This is a genomic window from Bradyrhizobium sp. GW821-FHT12B03 (genome assembly GCF_058807535.1).
Window position 1 is genome coordinate 14,541 of the sequence record NZ_JBXAQU010000030.1, and the last position, 17,453, is coordinate 31,993.

A 17,453-nucleotide genomic window follows, 5' to 3' on the forward strand; every position below is an offset into this window, starting at 1 on the left:
TCAGAAATCGACGGCAACCTCGCCGAACCCCGCCAGGCGTGCGCGGACGCTGGCGCCCTCTCGTGCGAAGATCATGCCGGTGCACGAACCGGTCGTGACGATGTGGCCCGGCAAGAGAGGCGCGCCACGCTCGGCACAATGGCGAACGAGCCAGCGCAGCAGACGCCAGATGTCGCCTGCCGGATTGCCTCCGGTGGTTCGCCGGCTGATATCATCGCCGACGGAGATGTGCGCCTCGACGCTCCGCAGATCGATGGAATCAAGGCTGACTGTCGAGGCTGGTCCGATCAATAACGCGCCGTGGCTCTGCAAATCCGCGAGCTGGGCCAAAGCAGCGCTGTTGGTCCAATCCTCGAGCCGCGTCTCGACCACCTCGATGGCGGGATACGCAGCATCGAAGGCTCGTGCCAATTCGCGATCGGGCAATGCGGCATCGTGAGCCGTGAGCGCGCGCCCGACCCGGAGCGCGACTTCCGCTTCCACACCGCGCAGCAATCCGATCCCCAGTCGCGCGCCGGAGGCAAGCAGACACGACGCGGGCAGCGGCGCGCAGATCGGCTCGGCCTCCGGGCCTGACGCCCCGACCTTCCAGCCGCCGATCGGGCCGATCCGGGCAAGCGTGGCATCCTGGATCGCGTAGGCGGCGGCACGATCCGAAGGCAGAATATCGCGCCAAGAAACCGGCCCGCTGCTGCGGGCTGCGACCAGCCGGTCCGCAACTTCACTCGCATTGCTCACGATGCTCTCCCGTCATGCGTTCCGGCCTCGGCGGCAGGCGCTTCAAGCGGAAAGTTCTGCTCGAATTCCCGCCCCAACGCCAGCACGGCGGCGTCAGCTCCCTTCGGGCCGAGCAACTGGAAGCCGGTCGGCAGCTTCGACACCCATCCGCAAGGGATCGCGAGCGCCGGCAAGCCGGCGGCGTTGGCGATGGCGGTGAAGACAGCGTGCCCGCGCGGCCCGACCGCCTGCCCTGCGATCGTTTCGGGATAGGGTTGATCGGCAGGCCAGGGCAAAGACGCGGTGCCGGGCGTGAGGATCGCGTCGTAGGACGCGAACAGCACATCCAATTGCCGTTCGAGCCGCGAAATTGCATTGACGAGATTGAACAGGCCGGTCGCCCGGGCCGCGCGGCCCTCTTGCAGAGCAGCGCGAGCCGCCTCGCCACACATCAACTCGTCAGGTTGCGCCCCGTGGCGAAGGCCAAGTTCAGGCCAGCGTGCGTCATCTTCAAACAGCCAGGCCAGACCGATCGCGGAAAGCAGTGGCCACAAGCCGTTGATCTCCTCGGCGAGGTCGAACGATGCTCCGGTCTCGACGACATGTCCCATCGACTCAAAGCGCTGCGCCGCCCTTTTTACAGCATCGTCGATGCCCGGATCGACGGGCGCGCCCGAAAAGCTCGGCACGTACAGGATTTTGATCTTCTTCGAAGCGGCGAAGAGCTGCTGCCCGGCCAGCGTCTCCGTGAAGCTCGCAACGTCCGCAATTTTTCGCCCAATTCCGCCGACCACCTCGTGCCCCCAAAATATCTCGGGCAGACCACCGCGCCGCTTCACGAGCCCGGCGGACGGTTTGAATCCGACGAGGCCGCAATGCGAGGCCGGTCGCCGTATTGAACCGCCGCCGTCGGTCGCCAGCGCCAGCGGTCCGCAGAAGGCGGCAACAGCGGCCGCCGCGCCGCCCGAGGAACCACCGGGTGTCAGCGACAAAGCGAGCGGGTTGAACGTGGTGCCTTTCAGGGCATTGGCGGTATAGCCCTGCATTGCGAACTCCGGCAGGCTGGTCTTTGCGAACAGCACCGCGCCCGCCGCTCGTAACCTGGCCACCGGCTCCTCGTCTTCAGTCGCGACGAAGCCGCGCATCAGCTCGCTGCCCCACGTGGTCGGCATGCCCGCGACATGCAAATTGTCCTTTACCGACACCGGGATGCCATCGAGCACGCCGAGCGGCCTTGCTTCGTCCCAGCGCCTGCGGCTTGCCTCAGCCGCGCGCAGCGCGTCGGCCTCGCTGAAATGCAGGAAGGCATTGAGCGAGCGATCGCAATCGCGTGCGCGATCCAGGCAATCCCTGATGACGTCGACCGGGGTGAACGCGCGCGTTCTGTAGCCCTGTGTCAGTTGCGCGACGTCGAGATGCCAGAAATGGGTCATGCGGAATTATCGTTTGAGGGGCCACCCGGGCGATAGCATGTCGGCCAAATCTTGTATACAAGTATGACTGTAACACGCCCTCATTGGGGACTTGCGATGACCACTGCCCTGCAGATCAGCGATCGCCTGCTGGACGCCATCCTGGCGAAGAAGCTGGAGCCGGGAAGCCGCCTCGGCGAGCAGCAACTGGCCGAATTGTTCGGCTGCAGCCGCACCATCGTCCGCGAGGCGCTGGTGCGGCTCGAAACGCGCGGCCTCGTGTCGGTCAGCGCCCGCCGCGGATGGTACCTGCTGGAGCCCAGTGAAAAACAGGCCGCCGAAGCGTTCGCGGCGCGCCTCGTGATCGAGACCGGGCTGTTGCGTGGCGCCGGCCCGCTGGACACTGCGCAGCTGCGCCTGCTGCGGGATCATTTGCGGCGCCAATCGCAGGCTATTAAAGGCTCCGACGTCGGCTTACGAAGCTTCATCCTCGGCGATTTCCATGTCTGCCTTGCCCGCTGCCTCGGCAATGAGCTTCTTGCCCAGACTTTGCGCGATCTCACCGTTCGCACGGCGCTGATCGCCGCGCACCATCAGACGCAAGGCGAAGCCAGGCGCTCCTACGACGAGCATGTCGGGATCGTCGCCGCGCTGGAAGCCAAGGACATCCCGCTCGCGGAACGGCGCATGGGCGCGCATCTGCGGACCTGGAAGCAGAAGCTTCGCCTCGCCTCCGGCAGCGATCCGCTGGCGATGCTGCGCCAGGCCCTGTCGCCGATCGATCTTGTGGAACAACACTTGCATACAAGATCGAACAGCGGAACGCGATCCAATCGCCGTACCGCCAGGTCGCGTTCAGTCAGCAAGGAGAAATCGTGATGCGGGTTTCAAGGCGTGGTTTTTCGATCGGTTTCGCCGCCATACTCTCGGTCTTTGCCGCCGTGGAGGCCTCGGGGCAGACGGCGCTCGACGGCATCGTCCGCAGCAAGGCGGTCCGGATTGCCATTCCCACGGACTTCCCTCCTTACGGCTTCGTCGGTTCCGACATGCAGCCGCAGGGTCTCGATATCGACATGGCGCGACTGATCGCCGGAAAGCTCGGCGCAACTGTGGAGCTGATCCCGGTCACGACCGCCAACCGCATTCCCTATCTTCAGACCAAAAAGGCCGATCTCGTCATCTCGACGCTTGGCAAGAATCCGGATCGCGAGAAGGTCATCGACTTCACCGTCGCCTATTCGCCGTTCTTCATCGGCGTGTTCGCGCCCAAGACGATGGAGCTGAAGACGCCGGACGCGCTGGCCGGAAAATCGATCGCCGTGACACGCGGCTCGGTGGACGATACAGAACTGACCAAGGTCGCGCCACCGACGGCCGAGATCCGAAGGTTCGAGGACAACAACGCCACCATCTCCGCCTTCGTCGCCGGCCAGACCCAGACGGTCGCGACCAGCGCGCAAGTCGCAGCGGCGATGATCACCAAGAACCCGCAACTCGGCGCCGAATACAAATTCCTGCTCAAGGACAGCCCGAACTTCATCGGCGTCGGCAAGGGCGAGGACGCGTTGCGCGCCAAGCTCAACGAGATCATTCTCGCGGCCAAGGCCGAAGGCGCCCTCGAGGCGCTCTCGCGGAAATGGCTCGGCAGGTCCACCGGCGACCTGCCGGAGTGAACGGCGCCGTGGTCGATCTCGATTTCGGGTCCATTCTTGTCGACTGGCGCATGCTGGCCAAGGGCGTCGCATGGACGCTTGGATTGACCGCGGCTTCCGCGACCGGAGGGCTTGCGCTGGGCGTCGGATGCGCCTGGGCGCGCATTCATGGACCGGCCTGGTTGAAGGCCGTGACGGGTGCTTATGTCGAACTATTCCGCAACACGCCGTTCATCGTGCAGCTCTTCTTCATCTTCTTCGGCCTGCCGGCGGCAGGCTTCCGACTGTCGCCGGAGGCCGCGTCCATCCTCGCGATGGTGGTCAATCTCGGCGCTTATGCCACCGAGATCATCCGCGCCGGCATCGAGGCGACACCGCGCGGCCAGGTCGAGGCGGCACTAAGCCTGGCGCTGTCGCCGATGCAGACCTTCTTTCACGTCGTGCTGCCGCCGGCACTGCGCAAGATCTGGCCGGCACTCGTCAGCCAGATCATCATCGTGATGCTTGGCTCGTCGGTGTGCGGGCAGATCTCCACCGAGGAGCTGAGCTTTGCCGCCAATTTGATCCAGAGCCGCAACTTCCGGGCCTTCGAAGCCTTCATCGTCGCCGCCCTGATCTATCTCGCTCTGTCGATCGTTCTGCGGCGACTGCTCAATTGGCTCGGCCCACGCTTCCTGTTTGGAGACTGAGGGCATGGTTGAATTCACGCTGTGGGATATTGTGCGCAACCTGCTGCTCGCCGCGCGCTGGACCGTGGGCCTGTCGCTGATCGCCTTCATCGGCGGAGGCCTGGTCGGTTTCGCCCTCTTGATTGCCCGCCTGACGCCTTCGAACGGTGCCCGCCGTGTCGTCGGCTTCTACATTCAGCTGTTCCAGGGCACGCCGCTCCTGATCCAGCTCTTCCTCGCCTATTTCGGCCTGGCGCTGTTTGGCGTCCAGACCTCGGCATGGACCGCCGCGGCGCTGGCGCTGACCGCCTATACGAGTGCCTTTCTGAGCGAGATCTGGTTCGGCTGCGTCGCCTCCGTTCCGCGTGGCCAATGGGAGGCGGCGCGGAGCCTGGCTCTCACTTTTGGAGAGCAACTGCGTCACGTCATTCTCCCCCAGGCGCTGAACATTGCGATTCCCCCAACCGTTGGATTCCTGGTCCAGGTCATCAAGGGCACGGCGCTCGCCTCCGTCATCGGCTTCGTCGAACTGACCAAGGCCGGAGGCATGATCACCAACGCAACCTTCCGGCCCTTCACGGTCTATGCCGTGGTCGCACTGATCTATTTTGCCTTGTGCTATCCGATCAGCCTTACCGCTCGCGCGCTCGAAAGGACGCTCCATGCCGCCCATCGTTGAGATCGCCGCGCTCTACAAGTCATTTGGGGAAACGCAGGTCCTCAAAGGCGTTGACCTGAACGTGGAGCCTGGAGAGGTCATCGCGATCATCGGCAGGAGCGGCTCGGGCAAATCGACCCTCCTGCGCTGCATCAACGGGCTGGAGCGCTTCGACAGCGGCGCGATCCTGATCAAGAACAAGCAGATCGATCATGACAGCGCCGCTGCGATGCGTGAGCTGCGCCAACAGGTGGGCATGATTTTTCAGAGCTTCAACCTGTTTCCCCATTTAAACGTCGGGCGCAACATCATGTTGGCCCCGAAGCTCGTCAAGAAGCGAGCAGCGCGACACGGCGAAGAGCAGGCCCGCGCCCTGCTCGCACGCGTCGGTCTGGAGGAGAAATTCGACGCGATGCCCGACCGCCTTTCGGGCGGCCAGCAACAGCGCGTCGCCATCGCGCGCGCGCTCGCCATGGAACCGGCCGTGCTCCTGTGCGACGAGATCACCAGCGCGCTCGATCCGGAGCTGGTTGGCGAGGTCCTGCGTGTCGTCGAAAGCCTCGCCAAGGAGGGCATGACTCTGATGATGGTGACCCACGAGATCGGCTTTGCGCGCAAGATCGCCGATCGCCTCATCTTCATGCATCAGGGCAAGGTCCATGAGATGGGACCGCCCGAGGAGCTCTTTGCCAATCCCAGGACTCCCGAGCTTCGGCAATTCCTGTCATCGCTCCACAATTGAAACGCAACCAAACCGGCCGCCGATTTGCAGATAGGCTAGTCGTCGGCCTTCGTCGCGCGCAGCAGATTGTCGCGCAAACGGCTCACCGTCTGCTGCACCACCGGAAAATCGTCGCCGAGGCCGGTCGCCTCGATCAGCGATCCCCCGAGATCCTGCTCGATCAGCTTGCGCCCCGCAGGCGTCAGGCTCAGGCGCACCTGCCGCTCGTCGGCGGGATCCCGGTGGCGCTTGATGTAACCCATCTGCTCGAGCTTCTTCAGGATCGGCGTCAGCGTGTTCGATTCCAGGAACAGCTTCTCGCCGAGCGCGCCGACGGTGAGCTCGTCCTCGTCCGAGAGCGCAACCATCGCGATGTACTGGGTGTAGGTCAGACCGACCTTGTCCAAGAGAGGCTTGTAGGCGCGGCCAAAGGCGAGATTGGCCGAATAGATCGCAAAGCACAGGAAATTCGACAGTTTTCGGCCTTTGCCGGCGGCTTTGGGGGGACGGGCCACGGGAACCTCCGCAATTCGTGATCTGGCCACGGATATAAATCGCATCCGATTAAATCGGAAGAGCTTGACTAGGTCGGGCACGGGGTTTATTTCAGCGCGTATCCGATTAGATCGGATACGATATAAATCGATCCCGAAGGAACTCCGCCATGTCATCCGCTGCAAAACTTCTCTTCACCGGCAAGACCCACGTCACGTCAGGCGCCGACGGTGCTGCGCGCTCCAGCGACGGCTCGCTGGACATCAAGCTGGCGCAGCCGCATCCGGCCGCCGAAAACCTGTTCGCCGCCGCCTGGTCGGCCTGTTACCTCGGCGCGCTCGGGCTCGCCGCCGCGCAGCGCAAGGTCAAGCTGCCGAGCGAGCCGTCGGTCGACACCACGATCGACCTGAACAACGCCGGCGGCGCCTTCTTCCTGCGTGCCCGTCTCGACGTCAGCGTCCCCGGCGTCGACCGCGTGGTTGCGCAAGAGCTGATCGAGGCCGCGCACGGCATCTGCCCCTACTCCAAGGCGGTGCACGGCAACATCGACGTGACCACCACTCTCGTCTGAAGCGCCACGACGCGGGAACCGGCCGGCGTCGGCCGGGCCCGCGCGGTGCGATCAATCCAGCGACCACACGGAGCCGACCATGAGCCATCATCTCTTGCGAACCCTGCGCGTGCTGTCGAGCGCCGCCCTGCTCGCCGCAAACCTGTTCACCCTGCCGGCCGCGGCGGCGCAGCCGGCCAGTGTCACACGCACCGACCTCCAGCGCCACGATCTCAGCACACCCGGCCACGAAGCCGTGCAGGTGCGCGTCGACCTCGCGCCCGGCGTGGCGTTCGGCCGGCACACCCATCCGGGCGAAGAGGTCATCTACGTGCTGACGGGCGCCATCGAATACGCCGTCGAAGGCAAGCCGCCCGTGACATTGAAGGCGGGCGACGTGCTGTTCATTCCGGCCGGCACGGTGCATGCGGCCAAGAACGTCGGCAACGAGACCGCGAGCGAGCTTGCGACCTATATCGTCGCCAAGGACAAGCCGCTGCTGACGCTGGCGAAGTGAAACCGACACTCCGATTGACCTTGAACTAATATCTGACTAAAGTCAGATATATGCTCGACCCCGTCTCCCGCGTTCGCCGCTTCAACCGCGCCGTCACCTCAGCCGTTGGCGCGCTCGACACCTCGTTTCTCGGACGCGGCCGGCCGCTCGGCGCGGCGCGCGTGCTCAACGCGATCGGGCACGGACGTTCGGACGTCGCCGAGATCCGCGACTATCTCGGGCTCGATTCCGGGCTGATGAGCCGGCTGCTCCGCAGCCTCGAGGACGATGGGCTGGTCAAGACCACCACCCATGGGGACGATGCGCGCCGCCGCGTGGCAAGACTCACGCGCACGGGCCGGCGCGAGTTCGCGGCCTATGAGGCGCTGTCGAACGCCCAGGCCGAGGGTTTCATCGCCCAGCATTCGCAAGCCGAGGCGCTGCTGGCTGCGATGGACCTGATCGCCTCTGCATTGACGCGCGAGCGCGTTGCGCTGGAGGAGATGGACCCGCGATCCGAAGAGGCGCGCTACTGCCTCGGCGAGTACTATGCCGAGCTCGGCCGCCGCTTCAAGCAGGGCTTTGACGTCTCGCTGTCGCGCGACCCTGACGCCAAGGACATGCGCCGTCCGCGCGGCAGCTTTCTCGTCGCGATGTCGGACACGCTGCCGATCGGCTGCGTGGGACTGAAGGGAACGGATCACGGCTATGCCGAGATCAAGCGGCTGTGGGTCGCCCCCGCCGCGCGCGGATTGCGGCTCGGCCGTCGCCTGATGGACGCGGCCGAGGACGCGGCGCGCGGGCTCGGCATCGAGCTGCTGCGGCTCGACACCAACAGCGCACTGCCGGAAGCCGGCCAGCTCTACCGCACCACGGGCTGGAGCGAGATCCCGCGCTTCAGCAACGATCCCTATCCGGATCTGTTCTTCGAGAAACGCATCCGGTCATAGACCCCTCACGCCACGGCGATTGCCGCCTCGCCTTGCGGCTTGGCGAACGGCCTAAAATTCATCGCCATCAGGAAGGCCCCCAAGCCCATCGCCCAGGAGGCGATGTAGAGCCAGGCGTAGCTCGAGAACGCGTCGTAGATCAGTCCGCCGGCAAGCGGGCCGGTCGCCATACCGAGGCTGCCGGCCATCGCAGTGCCACCGATCACGGTGCCCATCATGCGCAGTGGAAAGTTTTCGCGGATCAGCACGGCATAGAGCGGCATGGTGCCGGCATAGATGAAGCCGAACACCGCGCCGACCGCGTAGAACGTCGCAAGCTGATGCGCGAAGACGTAGGCGAGCGCGCCGAACGCCTGGAGCAGGAGGCCCGAGACCAGCACGCGCTTGGCGCCGAAGCGGTCGCCCATCAGGCCGAAGGCGATGCGCCCGCCGAGGCCGGCAAACCCCTCGATGCTGTAGATCGTCACCGCCGCGACCAGCGGAATGCCACAGCTCACGGCATAGCTGACGGTGTGGATGATCGGGCCGGAATGGGTGGCGCAGCAGAAGAAATTGGTCGCGAGCAGGATGAGGAATTGCGGCGAGCGCAGCGCCTCCCCCATCGACATCTCGCTCTGCGCGGCCCCCTCGCCCGTTGGTGCAGCCACCGCGTTTGCGAGCGCGGGCGGACGACGCACGAGGAACGAGACCGGAATCATGATGGCGCCGACCACCAGCGCGATGATCTGCATCGAGGTGCGCCAGTCATGGCCGGAGACGAGCCAGGCCGCGAGCGGCGACATCGTCATCGGCGCCACGCCCATGCCGGCCGACACCAGCGACACGGCAAGGCTGCGATGAGTGTCGAACCAGCCGGTGACGGTCGCCATCATCGGCGCGAAGATTGCGGCGCAGGAGGCGCCAGTCAGCAGGCCGAACACGAACTGGAACACGATCAGCGAGGTCGCATGGCTCGCCGCGAACAGGCTGAGCGCCAGCACTGTCGAGCCCGTCAGGACGACCGGCCGCGGCCCGAACCGGTCCGTCGCCGTGCCCCAGGCCATGCTGGTGAAGGCCATCGCCAGGAAGCCGATGGTCATGGCGCTGGAGATGCCGGTCACCGACCAGCCGGTGTCCTTGGTAATCGGCTGCAGGAACACCGGCAGCGAAAACATGCCGCCGATCGCGACGCAGCCAAGCAGGCCGCCGGCGGCGACAATCACCCAGCGATAGGGGGATTGGGTCATTTTGGTCTCCCGTCAGATCTGTCTCGTGTGGAAGACGAACGGGAACGATGCCAGCCGACACCGCTCCCGCAATTTTCTGGTCCGGCGGGAACCCCTGGTCTGCCGCAGGCCGCCCCCTAATTCGCCAGTCCCTGCTTCCCGATCCAGTCGTTGACCAGCTTGGCGATGTCGTCGGAGTTGCGGTCCATCATCATCATGTGGGTGTTGCCCTTGATCCCCATCTTGGGCAGCTCAAACGTATCGACCTTGCCGCCGGCGGCCGCAACCGCCTGCCCCCATCTGGTCGGATTGACCACCAGCTTGGACCACACCGGGACCTTGTCGAGGAAATCGCCCCACACAATCAGATGCGGTACGCCCTTGAGCTTTGCGGCATCGACCTTGGCGGGATCAGGCGCGCCCGACGGTTCGATGGCGATCAGCGCCTTCACCTTGTCGGGCGCATTCAGCGCCGCGGTGAAGCCGAAATTGCCGCCCTGGCTGTGCACCAGGATGATGCACGGGCAAACCTTCTGCACCAGGGCGTCATAGGCTTTTTGCGTGGCGGCGTCGTTCGTCGCCCAGCGCGGAATGCCCTGCTTGGCGAACTGGTCGAACGCCTCGATCGGAAATTGCTCGCCCTCGAACGCCTCGCGCTTGCCGCCGACCTCGTAAGCAGGTCCGATCCGGAACAGCTCCCAGGCCTCCTTCTTCGGCCGGAAGAACGGCTCGCTCTTGAAGATTTCAGGGTAGCGCGCCCACGAGGCGCGGCCGCGCTCGACCGCATCGGAGACGTAGACGTCATAGCCGGCATTGAGGAAGAACTGCTGCCAGCCCGGCTTGCCGTCGGGCTTGGTCTCCCAGGTGACGCCGGACAGGCCGCCGCCATGCCAGAGCAGCAGCGGCAGTTTCGACGTTGGCTGAGCCTGCTTGACGAACTGGACATACATCTGCTCGACCTCGAACTCGCCGTTCGGGTCGACCCTGATCGGCGGCGCGCCCGGCGAGAACACGATCTCCTTCGAGGGCAGCCCGTTCAGCGTCTCGGTGCGCCCGCCGATGTGGAAGCTGCCGACCTCCTTGACCAGATAGTCGGCCGCGGCCGGCGTTGCCGCTGCAAGGGTTGCCGCCACTGCGATCGCGATTCCGCGCATGAAGTTGGTCCTCCCGGATGCTTCTTGTTGGGAGCATTGTTAGGCCATGCGCCGATGCGGGGCAATTCCCGCCTCGCGCTGACGCCGAGGCACGCCGATCGACCGGATCATCGTCCTTGAAGAGACGTCCGCGCGGCGCCATCGGCGAGGCCTGGTCGCGCAGCGGTGGCGCAGGCCTGCTCGACGCACCGGCTCGCGCGCAGAATAGTCTCCTCGGCGAACATCGGCCCCACGATCTGCAAGCCGATCGGCAGCCCCTCGACAAATCCGCAGGGCACCGAGGCGGCGGGCTGGCGCGTCAGGTTGAACGGCCATGTCAGCGGCGTCCAGTCGAACCATTGCGGGAAGCGCGCAGCATCGGGCGTATCGATGCCGGCCGCGAAAGCGGTGATGGGAACGGTCGGCGTCAGCAGCAGATCGTAATCCCCGTGAAACGCCTGCATCTGCTGGCTCAGCGCGCGCATCTCGACATAAGCGACTTGCAGTTCGCTCGCGGACAGATCCTGGGCCGCGATGATCAACCGCAGCAGGCCGGGATCGAGCGCCGCCAGTTGCGCACCGCTGAAATCGCGCACCAGCGCGGCGTGCGAGGCGCCCCAGATCGCTTCCAGCGCTGGCTTCGCGCCGGACAGATCGAGCGCAACATTTCGCACATCGGCGCCGGCCTTCTCCAGCGCGTCGAGCGCCGGCCGCATGCCGGCCACCACGGCGGGGTCGGCGACCGGAAAGCCGAGATCGGGCGACCATGCGATCCGCAGGCCAGCGACGCCGCGGTCGAGTCCATCGAGATAATCGATGCCGCGATGGGGAATGGCAAAGGAGTCGCGCGGGTCCGGGCGCGTGAGCACGTTCAGGAGCAGCGCGCTGTCGGCGACATCGCGCGACAGGCCGCCATAGACCGCGAGGGTTCCCATGACGCCGGGGAGGTTCGGCACCACGCCGTAGCTCGGCTTCAATCCGAACACGCCGCTGAACGCCGCCGGGATGCGGATGGAGCCGCCGCCGTCGCCTCCGGTGGCGAGAGGCACCACTCCGGCCGCCACCAGCGCGGCCGAGCCGCCGCTGGAGCCGCCGGGCGTGCGGGAAACATCCCAGGGATTGCGGGTGATGCCGGTCAGCGGGCCATGGGTGATGCCCTTCCAGCCGAATTCGGGGGTCGTCGTCTTGCAGAAGAACACGGCCCCGGCCTCGCGCAGCCGGGCCACGCCGGGCGTATCCTGCGTGCTCGGCGCGGCCGCAGTGGCGTGGGAGCCGATCCGCATCGGCCATCCCGTGACCTGCGCGGTATCCTTGATCGCAACGGGCACGCCGTCGAGCGGCCCGAGCGGCGTTCCGCGACGCCAGCGATCCCTGGACTCCGCCGCCAGACGCCGCCCCTGCGGCTCGTCCAGCAGACACACCGCATTCAGGACGGGATCGACCGCGTGCAGCCGCGCCAGGGTCGCGTCGAGCACATCGACCGGCGACAGCTCGCCGCCGGCGAAGCGCCGGGCCAACTCACGGGCAGAAAGCCAGTTCAGATCATCAGACATGAGGCATGCTTCGGCGCATGTTCTGGCGCGAGGGGAAGCCTGCGCGCGCTTTGGATCATCGCCTGCAGGTCATAGACCAACTATCGATCAAACGCGACCTGCCAACAAGAAGCGCGAAAACAACCCCATGCACAGTAGACGGCCCAAGCGGGATCAATGACTTACGATGCGAGCGGCTGGCCGTGCCGGTGGCTTGCGATTCCGAGCCGCGATTTGACACGTCGGGCAAAACACCGGCATGATGTCATCCTCCCATTGTCACCATCGCATCAGCCCAATTGAGCTCGCCCGGCGCGCTGGCGCCATTCGCTGACGGCGAGCCAGATCGCCGAGACCAGGAAGTAGACCGCGCCGACCGCCGCATAGCCTGTGACGGTCGCGATCGACGGCACCGTGGGCGTCGACGCCTGAAAGATGAAGAAGCCGCCGGCCAGGGCCGACTGGCCACCGCTCAGCACCATGGCCCATTGCGCACCAAAGCTCCTCCAGCGCCGGATTGCCGTTCCCAGCTGAAGCAATCCTGACAGGATCGCCCAGGCTCCGAACACGGCGAGCACGAGGTTCATGCTCATCTGCAGCGCGATGAGGACCGCGACGGTGGTCGCCAGGCTGACCACGACGTTGAACGACTGGGTCGGATTTCGTTTCACCCCGCCGCTGCGAAGCGCGTCCACGACATTCGCCGCGGCATCCCACGCGGGATAGAGCACGAGCAAGGCGCCGGCGATCGCGGATGATTGGCCGACAGCCAACGCGGCAACGACCCAGGCAACGGAGAACGCCGCCCGGGTGAAATAGTATTGCTTCAGCCATCGCTCGCGATCGGCTCGAACGAAATTCAATTGATCATGTGCCACTGCATCTTCTCCTTACCTACTAGTTGGTAGTTTTCGACGTAACAAATCACCCTCGCCCGCCTCCGGGCGTGTCGTTGTCGTCTCGCCGATATCTCTCAGTGCTTGGCGGACAGCCGATCCAGCATCGGGGCGGTGATCACACCGAACATTTTTGGATCGCCATAGGCGCGCGCCGACAGCATCGCACCGTGAACAGTCGCCATGAATCCTTCAGCCTCGACCCGGGCCGTGCCGGAGAGTTTCAGCCGCCCTTTCCGCTTGCCGCGCTCCATCACCGAATTCAGCCACGACGCCAGCGCGCGAAAATGCGCGCGGACCTCGAGCGCCACCTCCTCCGGCAGGATCGGAAGCTCGCTGGCCAGCAACGCGCAGACACAGAACGGAGCCGTCGCATCGGAGATGCACGCCTCCCAGTATCCGACATAGCTTTTGAGCTGGTCGCGCGGATCAGGGACATTGCGCTCGAGCGCCGCCAGCCCCGCCTCCGCTTCCTCGCGATACCGCGACACGAGAGTTCGGACCAGATCGACCTTGCTGGCGAAATGGTGGTGAATGCTCGGCTTGCGGATGCCGACGATTTCGGCGACGTCGGCGTAGCTGAAGCCGTTGTAGCCGCCCGCAATGATCAAGCTGCGGGCGCAGGCCAGGATGTCGTCGGCGGTCGAGGAAACGTTGGGCATGCCGCTTAGCTACCTTCCAGTTGGTAGGGCGTCAAGAACGGGATGCTTCAACCATCCGTGAGTGGTAGGAGGCTGCATGGCCATCCGTCCGATCATCCGTTACCCCGACCGCCGCCTCGCGATGCCGGCCCGTCCCGTGACCGCATTCGACGACGCCCTCCGCGAGCTTGCAACGGACCTGCTGGACACGATGCGTGCCGCCCCCGGCATCGGCATCACGGCGCCACATATCGGCGTGCCCCTGCGCGTCGTCGTGCTCGAGCTCGACCCGAAGGACGGCGCGCGGACCTACGTCAATCCGGAGATCACATGGGCCTCGCCCGAGATGATCATGCACCGCGAGGGCAGCGTCTCGATGCCCGGCGTCAACGACGAGGTTCAGCGCCACGCCCGCGTGCGGATCAGCTATCGGGATCTCGACGGCACCGTGCAGACCGAGGAGTCGGAAGCCTTGCGCGCAGTCTGCCACCAGCACGAGATCGATCAGCTCGACGGGATGTTCTGGATCCAGCGGCTGTCCCGGCTGAAGCGGGATCGACTGGCGAAGAAGTATGAGAAGATGTCGCGAGATTAGTAGGGTGGATTGGCGACCCGTAATCCGCCATCCCCCGGCGCGACGGGAGAGATGACAAACGACGCCAACGGCCTGCTTTCGCGCAGCCGCGGGCAAATCCACCCTACGCACCCGTTCAGATCATCCGGCGTTGCCTGGGACAGGCGTGTTGAGCAGCTGCTGCTCCCACAGATACGCGATGCCGCTGCCGCCGGCGTGCTGCGTGATCACCTCCGTCAGCGCGACAGCTTGATCGGTCCTGGCCCAGTCGCGCTGCCATTCGGCCGCCAGCGCCAGCCAGGTCATCATGTTCGCGCCCGCAGCGATCATGCGCTGGATTGCGATCTCGTGGGCCTCGACCGAAACGGCGCCCGAGGCATCGGTGATGACGGTGACATCCCAGCCTTCGCCGAGGGCCTGAATCGTCGGCATCGCAACGCAGACCTCGGTCCACAGGCCCGCGATGATCAGCTGCTTGCGGCCTGTCGCCTTGACTGCATTCACCACCTTCTGATCCTGCCAGGTGTTGATGAGCGTCCGGTCGATCACTTTCTGGCCAGGGAATACATCCGTGATCTGAGGGAAGAGGAGACCACCCCGCTCAGCGATCACGGTGGTCAGGATCGTGGGGACCCCGAAGGCCTTGGCGGCCTTCGCGAGGCCCGTCGCATTGTTGATCACCATCTGCGGTTCGTGGCTGTTCACGTTCGCGAGCTGGTACGGCTGGTGGTCGATCAGAACGAGGACAGAGTCTTCGGGGCGAAGCAGCGAAGCAAGGCCGTTACGGAAAGTCATTGTTGCATCCTTTGCTGCCGTTGTGAGCGGCACTGGTTTTCGGAGACATACGCCTGCGACGACGTTGCCTCGGACGGACATTGGCGTTCCCAAATGCGATGCGGTAGCGTCGCTTCGTGGCACGCTGTGTCGCAAAATGAGGAACGTTGAATTGGATATTGAAGAGATCCGGACATTCGTCGAAGTTGCCGACGCCGGCGGGATTTCGTCCGCGGCGCTCCGGCTCGGCGTCTCCAAGTCGATCGTCAGTCGTCGGCTGTTCCGGCTTGAAGCGGAACTCGGCGTCCAGCTCCTTGCACGAACGACCCGCGGGGCTGCTCTCACGGAAGCCGGCGTCACGTTCCGAGACCATGCAGCCAGAGTCCGCGCCGAGATCGACATGGCCAGGGAAGCGATCCTACCTGCCGGTGACCTTCGCGGCCGCCTGCGGGTTGCAGTGCCGCTTTCGATCGGCCCGACTCACTTCGCTCCCATCTTCGCGGAAATGGCCCGACGCCACCCCCAGCTCCAGATCCACACCTGCTACAGCGATCGCTTCGTCGATCTCATCACGGAGGGTTATGATTGTGCGATACGGGTTGGCTATCTCCAGGACTCCAACTTGATCGCAAGACGCATCGGACCGATCCACGGGAAGCTTGTCGCGAGCCCGGACTACATCAAGGCGCGTGGGTCGCCCGGGACGCCGGAGGAACTCGTCGCCCATGAGGCCCTCATGCAGAGCACCGAAGCTTGGCAGCTCATGGATGGCGACAAGATCATCACGGTTCGTCCGCAGGGGCGGTTCAAGGCCGACAACGGCGCGGCTCTGCTCGCCGCCGCAACAGCAGGCCTCGGGATCGCCTATCTTCCCGACAGCCTCACCCACGAATATGTAACCTCCGGAGCGCTCGTGCCGGTCATGACAAATTATCCCCCGCCTCCGGCGGGTGCATATGTGATCCGCCCGCCGGGTCAGCATCCCGCACGGAAGATACGTGTCCTCACCGAATTGCTGATCGAGTATTGCGAACCGGCTCCGCACCCTGCGTGAGCTTCCCCCGCTGGCGTGGTCCACCATGATGGTTTGGATCACGAGAACGACGACGGACGGTCGTTTCTGGATCCAGCGGCTGTCCCGGCTGGAGCGGGAGCGGCTGGTCAAGGAGTTCGAGCAGATGGCGCGCATATCGGGCGGATGAGCCAAGCGCAACCGCCCTACGCGCGACAGCTCCGGGCCAGGGGCACTCATAACACACTACCCGAAGAGCGCCTTTCGGATTGCCGTATCGCGTGTATCCATATCCCCGCAGTAACAGCGCAAATGTTCCGGGACGGCCTCATACGCCGAGCGCAAGGCATCCTTCATCTGAGGCGTCGGCTCGGACTTATACTGCTCATAAAGTCGAGCGCAGTGCTGAACCACGCCGGAGCCACCGTTCAATTTATCGAGCATGTCGTGGATTTCGCCGATACGATCATGGACAGAGATGCGTCCGAATACTTCTGTCGGCCGGAATTCGCCTAATCCAGGCAGATGGACCAGACTTCCGGCTGGAGCTTGATTGCTGATCTCTCCTTCTGCGTATCGCGAAGACAATTTCTCAAGCGGGAAAGGATCGCCGTCAGGGCCGATCCGCAACAAACCGTCGGCAAACACGAATAGCCGCGTCAGTTCCGTTCCTACGCCCGTTGCCTTGAGAATCGGCACGTCGTCGGCTAGAATTTCCTCGTCCGCTGCGCCTGCGACGCGGTAGGCCCTTTTGTCGGAAATCCCCATCTTTGCGGTCCGCACTTTGCCGCGAATCTCGACGTCCGAACCCTGCATGTCGATCAAACCCTGCATGCCGGGATTCAATGACCGGATGGTCGCGTCGACCTCCTCCGCTATGCTCGATCGCGTCTGAAACCACTTGCCGACACTCATGCAGGCCGTGTCCAGGTGAAAGACTGACAAGGACTGATCTCCTGCTGGATCAGGGACAACCCACCGAGAGTTCAATTTGGCCTTGAACAGTGCCCTATCGACAAAGCCCCAACAATCTATCGAGCCGTCCCCGTACACATCCACAGTCGTGAGATGGCACTGCACATTGTTGACGAACAACGAGATCGAGCGGCCGTAGGTCTTCCCACCGGGTTTGGAACGCACGATTGGCCAGCTCTCGAAGCGCTGACTCTTGTCTTTCGTGAAGGGCCACACGTCATTGCCTCTCTCCGGCTTTCATCGAGCCTGGATTCAGAACGCGCAGGATGGGTGGAGCGCAGTTGAACTCATCGATTAGATGATGGGTTTCGCTTCGCTCTACCCATCCTACATACCGGATGAAGGGTTATCGCGCGATGCACGCCGCGCATGGTTGTCAGGGAACGGCGAAA

Annotated in this window: 21 protein-coding genes; 11 read left to right on the forward strand and 10 right to left on the reverse strand. The window is 64.5% G+C overall.

The window, feature by feature from the left end; translation table 11 throughout:
* Both AC1RUR_RS36040 and AC1RUR_RS36045 read right to left on the reverse strand, forming a co-directional pair.
* The gene (locus tag AC1RUR_RS36040) at positions 1-738 is read right to left on the reverse strand and encodes a 2-keto-4-pentenoate hydratase (protein WP_492852886.1); all 738 of its coding nucleotides are present in this window, start codon (positions 736-738) and stop codon (positions 1-3) included.
* Positions 735-2,150, reverse strand: coding sequence for an amidase (locus AC1RUR_RS36045; RefSeq protein WP_492852887.1), 1,416 nt, complete (start codon positions 2,148-2,150; stop codon positions 735-737). The genes AC1RUR_RS36040 and AC1RUR_RS36045 overlap by 4 nt, the downstream gene beginning before the upstream one ends.
* 96 nt (positions 2,151-2,246) lie before the next feature.
* Between AC1RUR_RS36045 and AC1RUR_RS36050 the strand changes: the two genes are divergently transcribed.
* From AC1RUR_RS36050 to AC1RUR_RS36070, 5 genes are read left to right on the forward strand one after another with little or no spacing between them, the layout of a single operon-like run.
* Positions 2,247-3,008, forward strand: coding sequence for a GntR family transcriptional regulator (locus AC1RUR_RS36050; RefSeq protein ID WP_492852888.1), 762 nt, complete (start codon positions 2,247-2,249; stop codon positions 3,006-3,008).
* Complete coding sequence (locus tag AC1RUR_RS36055) at positions 3,008-3,802, forward strand: transporter substrate-binding domain-containing protein (protein WP_492852889.1); 795 nt, start codon at positions 3,008-3,010, stop codon at positions 3,800-3,802. Before AC1RUR_RS36050 ends, AC1RUR_RS36055 begins: the two co-directional genes overlap by 1 nt.
* Positions 3,803-3,852: 50 nt before the next feature.
* Complete coding sequence (locus AC1RUR_RS36060) at positions 3,853-4,470, forward strand: amino acid ABC transporter permease (RefSeq protein WP_492852939.1); 618 nt, start codon at positions 3,853-3,855, stop codon at positions 4,468-4,470.
* A 4-nt stretch (positions 4,471-4,474) separates the two neighbouring features.
* Positions 4,475-5,128, forward strand: a complete 654-nt coding sequence (locus AC1RUR_RS36065; protein ID WP_492852890.1) for an amino acid ABC transporter permease — start codon at positions 4,475-4,477, stop codon at positions 5,126-5,128.
* Positions 5,112-5,849 carry an amino acid ABC transporter ATP-binding protein gene (locus tag AC1RUR_RS36070; protein WP_492852940.1) on the forward strand — a complete coding sequence of 246 codons (738 nt, stop codon included), beginning with the start codon at positions 5,112-5,114 and terminating at the stop codon, positions 5,847-5,849. Before AC1RUR_RS36065 ends, AC1RUR_RS36070 begins: the two co-directional genes overlap by 17 nt.
* A gap of 35 nt (positions 5,850-5,884) precedes the next feature.
* Here the strand turns inward: AC1RUR_RS36070 and AC1RUR_RS36075 are convergent, their stop codons facing one another.
* A complete protein-coding gene (locus tag AC1RUR_RS36075; protein WP_492852891.1) occupies positions 5,885-6,343 on the reverse strand; it encodes a MarR family winged helix-turn-helix transcriptional regulator in 459 nt (152 codons plus the stop codon).
* Positions 6,344-6,492: 149 nt separating this feature from the next.
* Between AC1RUR_RS36075 and AC1RUR_RS36080 the strand changes: the two genes are divergently transcribed.
* The 3 genes from AC1RUR_RS36080 to AC1RUR_RS36090 all read left to right on the forward strand — a co-directional run bounded on the left by AC1RUR_RS36080 (position 6,493) and on the right by AC1RUR_RS36090 (position 8,319).
* Entirely contained in the window at positions 6,493-6,894 is a 402-nt protein-coding gene (locus AC1RUR_RS36080) for an Ohr family peroxiredoxin (RefSeq protein WP_492852892.1), read from the forward strand.
* 79 nt (positions 6,895-6,973) lie between these two features.
* Positions 6,974-7,390, forward strand: a complete 417-nt coding sequence (locus AC1RUR_RS36085; protein WP_492852893.1) for a cupin domain-containing protein — start codon at positions 6,974-6,976, stop codon at positions 7,388-7,390.
* 50 nt (positions 7,391-7,440) lie between these two features.
* Positions 7,441-8,319: a bifunctional helix-turn-helix transcriptional regulator/GNAT family N-acetyltransferase gene (locus AC1RUR_RS36090; protein WP_492852894.1), complete on the forward strand. Its 879-nt coding sequence runs from the start codon at positions 7,441-7,443 to the stop codon at positions 8,317-8,319.
* A gap of 5 nt (positions 8,320-8,324) precedes the next feature.
* Here the strand turns inward: AC1RUR_RS36090 and AC1RUR_RS36095 are convergent, their stop codons facing one another.
* From AC1RUR_RS36095 to AC1RUR_RS36115, 5 genes are all read right to left on the reverse strand, one after another.
* Positions 8,325-9,545 carry an MFS transporter gene (locus AC1RUR_RS36095; protein ID WP_492852895.1) on the reverse strand — a complete coding sequence of 407 codons (1,221 nt, stop codon included), beginning with the start codon at positions 9,543-9,545 and terminating at the stop codon, positions 8,325-8,327.
* A gap of 116 nt (positions 9,546-9,661) precedes the next feature.
* On the reverse strand, positions 9,662-10,678 hold the full coding sequence (locus AC1RUR_RS36100) for an alpha/beta hydrolase (RefSeq protein WP_492852896.1): 1,017 nt from the start codon (positions 10,676-10,678) through the stop codon (positions 9,662-9,664).
* A 107-nt stretch (positions 10,679-10,785) separates the two neighbouring features.
* Positions 10,786-12,210 carry an amidase gene (locus AC1RUR_RS36105; protein WP_492852897.1) on the reverse strand — a complete coding sequence of 475 codons (1,425 nt, stop codon included), beginning with the start codon at positions 12,208-12,210 and terminating at the stop codon, positions 10,786-10,788.
* A gap of 269 nt (positions 12,211-12,479) precedes the next feature.
* Positions 12,480-13,067, reverse strand: a complete 588-nt coding sequence (locus AC1RUR_RS36110; RefSeq protein ID WP_492852898.1) for a DUF308 domain-containing protein — start codon at positions 13,065-13,067, stop codon at positions 12,480-12,482.
* Between the two features lie 95 nt (positions 13,068-13,162).
* A complete protein-coding gene (locus AC1RUR_RS36115; RefSeq protein WP_492852899.1) occupies positions 13,163-13,747 on the reverse strand; it encodes a TetR/AcrR family transcriptional regulator in 585 nt (194 codons plus the stop codon).
* Positions 13,748-13,823: 76 nt separating this feature from the next.
* Between AC1RUR_RS36115 and AC1RUR_RS36120 the strand changes: the two genes are divergently transcribed.
* A complete protein-coding gene (locus AC1RUR_RS36120; protein ID WP_492852900.1) occupies positions 13,824-14,321 on the forward strand; it encodes a peptide deformylase in 498 nt (165 codons plus the stop codon).
* A gap of 120 nt (positions 14,322-14,441) precedes the next feature.
* On the opposite strand, the gene AC1RUR_RS36125 is transcribed toward AC1RUR_RS36120, so the two are convergent.
* On the reverse strand, positions 14,442-15,095 hold the full coding sequence (locus AC1RUR_RS36125; protein ID WP_492852941.1) for a hydrolase: 654 nt from the start codon (positions 15,093-15,095) through the stop codon (positions 14,442-14,444).
* A 151-nt stretch (positions 15,096-15,246) separates the two neighbouring features.
* Between AC1RUR_RS36125 and AC1RUR_RS36130 the strand changes: the two genes are divergently transcribed.
* Together AC1RUR_RS36130 and AC1RUR_RS36135 are read left to right on the forward strand one after the other, a co-directional pair.
* Entirely contained in the window at positions 15,247-16,128 is an 882-nt protein-coding gene (locus AC1RUR_RS36130) for a LysR family transcriptional regulator (protein WP_492852901.1), read from the forward strand.
* A 25-nt stretch (positions 16,129-16,153) separates the two neighbouring features.
* Positions 16,154-16,276, forward strand: a complete 123-nt coding sequence (locus AC1RUR_RS36135) for a hypothetical protein (protein WP_492852943.1) — start codon at positions 16,154-16,156, stop codon at positions 16,274-16,276.
* Positions 16,277-16,332: 56 nt separating this feature from the next.
* Here the strand turns inward: AC1RUR_RS36135 and AC1RUR_RS36140 are convergent, their stop codons facing one another.
* On the reverse strand, positions 16,333-17,277 hold the full coding sequence (locus AC1RUR_RS36140) for a DUF7638 domain-containing protein (protein ID WP_492852902.1): 945 nt from the start codon (positions 17,275-17,277) through the stop codon (positions 16,333-16,335).
* Positions 17,278-17,453: the final 176 nt, after the last annotated feature.